Genomic DNA, 2,317 nt, shown 5'->3' with positions numbered 1-2,317 from the left:
AACGCGCAATTGGACGACTTCGCCGCCGGCAAGAAGGCGATTGACGCCAAGAACTGGTCACTGGCCGTGAGCAGCTTCAACAAAGTGGTGGCGCAAGATCCCAAGAATGCGGACGCCTTCAACTACCTCGGCTATTCCAACCGCTGGATGGGTCGCTACGACGACGCATTCGCGGCCTATGGCAAGGCGCTGGCGCTGGACCCCACCCACAAGGGCGCGCTGAACTACTCCGGCATTGCCTACTTGAAGACCGATCAAAAGGCCAAGGCCGAGGGTCAGCTTGCCAAACTGCAAGCCAGCTGCGCGAATTGCGACGAGACCCGGCAGCTGGCCAAAGCGATTGCCGATTACAAACCGGTGGCCCAATAAGCCTCGGTCAGATCAGCCATGGCGCCATGGCTGATCTGACCAACGGATAGGAAATTCAGCCGCATGGGAGGCAAGAAAGCCCAGCCCTTCTTCCAATTCGTGCACGGTAGGCTGTCTGGCCACGAATAGTCGTTCTGAGGCCGACGTTCCTATCTGCAGGTTGGACGTCGGCCACGGGGGCTACAGCCCATCTTCGCGTCACAGTCGCCCCACGGCGGTGGACTGCGCGCTGACGCTATGTGCGCAGACGTTCCACGGAATTATTTATGTAAAAAAGTGCCGATAGCCCTCGTGGAATGTGCGTAAGCAGCTACCAAACTTGTAGCAAGTTCAATCTTGTTCGCGTAGCGGCGGGTTCGGTGCCAGCATGCCGTCGTAACGGTGCCGGTGGGTGCGTGGGGGCGGGAGAAAAGACCATTTGAAACCCTGGCAAGCGCCGACCGGCTGCGGCGCTAATCCACAACGTAGCGGCCCCTGCCGTTACGCTTGGCACGGTAGAGCGCGGCATCGGCTGCCGCGGTCAGACTCTCGGGCTGGCGGTCGGCTTGCGGGATTGCGGTGGCGACACCGATGCTCAGCGTCACGTGTCCGCCCCGGTTGGCTCTGTGCGCAATGCACAGCTCTTCGACGCGATCAAGAATGCGCTGGGCAACGATGGCTGCTCCCGGGCCATCGGTCGCGCTCAGGATCGCCACAAACTCCTCGCCGCCGTAGCGGGCGACCAGATCTGCCGGACGGCACACGACCTGCTGTAACGCGTTGGCGATTCGCTGCAGGCACAGGTCACCGGCTTGATGTCCGTAGGTGTCGTTAAACAGCTTGAAGTGATCTACATCCATCATCAGCAGTGACAGTGGTCGCAAATCACGACGCTCGCGCTTCCACTCGTCGCGCAGTTTCTCGTCAAAGCAGCGCCGGTTGGAGATTCCGGTCAGGCTATCGCGCGCAGCGAGCTGTTCGAGCAAACTCTGCGACCGCTTCTGGTCGGTGATGTCCTGCAAGGTCTCCATGGCGCCGGTGAGTTTGCCTTGTGCGTCGCGCAACGGTGCGGCCGTAAAGTAGAGCCAGCGCCCACCGTCTCCCATCAGGGGAAAGAAACCCTGGGCTTCGCAGGCACCGGCAATCAGGCTGGAATGGCTGAATTGCTCGTAGCTCCGGGCAATCACTTCATCGGTCGCTGCGGAGAGCACAAAATCCGCCATGCTGGGCCGCGGCGCCGGGTAAAAGGCGCGCCAGGTATTGCTTTGGCCCAGCATCTCTTTCGCGTTCAGGCGGGTCAGCTTTTCACAAGCCCGATTCCAGTGCGTCACCCGGTGCCTGGCGTCCAGCACGAAGGTCGGGATCGGGCTGCCGTCAACGATCTGCGACAACTGGCGTTCACTGGCCTTGATCGCCAGTTCGCCAAGCCGCAGTTCGGTGACATTGCGACCAACCCCGTGGTAGCCAAGAAATACGCCTTGCGGATCAAATACCGGCGTTCCGCTCACCGAGTAGTACTGGATTATCCCGCCCACACCCGGCACTTCATAGTCAAAGTCACGAAAGGCTTCGTGTCGCTCGTACGTGGCAATGTGTTCGGCCAATTGCTCGGGGGTAACCCCGTGAATCGGCATGTCCCAGCGCCGCTTACCCAAGAAATCACTCTCGTTGCGCCGCAATTTCTCCGTGGCGCGACCAAAAAAGCGGGTGAAGCGAAATTCTGCGTCCTGCTCCCAAAACCACTCTGCGGAGAGCTCGGCAAAGTCACGTAGCGCATGCATCTCCGAAGCGATGGTGATTGTGCTGCCATTGCTCGCATGACCTGGGTCTGAGACGGTTCTCACCATAATGATTTCTCCGAAACAAGCTTGCGGATGCGGATCGGAAATTCAACCGCATGGGGCCGAGTATGGCATCGTTTGGGCGTGCCAAAATGCCCCCGAAAATGCCCCCGATTTCTGAAGTTTGA

2 protein-coding genes are annotated in these 2,317 nt (G+C 59.8%); one reads left to right on the top strand and one right to left on the bottom strand.

Annotation, left to right across the window (positions count from 1 at the left end; genetic code table 11):
- Positions 1 to 369: tetratricopeptide repeat protein (locus B3V69_RS20155; RefSeq protein WP_296449450.1), on the top strand; the 369-nt coding region annotated here is incomplete at its 5' end.
- Positions 370 to 821: 452 nt separating this feature from the next.
- On the opposite strand, the gene B3V69_RS20150 is transcribed toward B3V69_RS20155, so the two are convergent.
- Positions 822 to 2,192 (bottom strand): sensor domain-containing diguanylate cyclase, encoded by a 1,371-nt coding sequence (locus B3V69_RS20150; RefSeq protein ID WP_296449447.1) that lies wholly within the window; start codon positions 2,190 to 2,192, stop codon positions 822 to 824.
- Positions 2,193 to 2,317: the final 125 nt, after the last annotated feature.

Source organism: Rhodoferax sp. UBA5149, from assembly GCF_002413825.1.
Classification (GTDB): domain Bacteria; phylum Pseudomonadota; class Gammaproteobacteria; order Burkholderiales; family Burkholderiaceae_C; genus Rhodoferax.
Note: the sequence above shows the minus strand (reverse complement) of the source record. Positions and strands in the feature narration are given on the sequence as shown.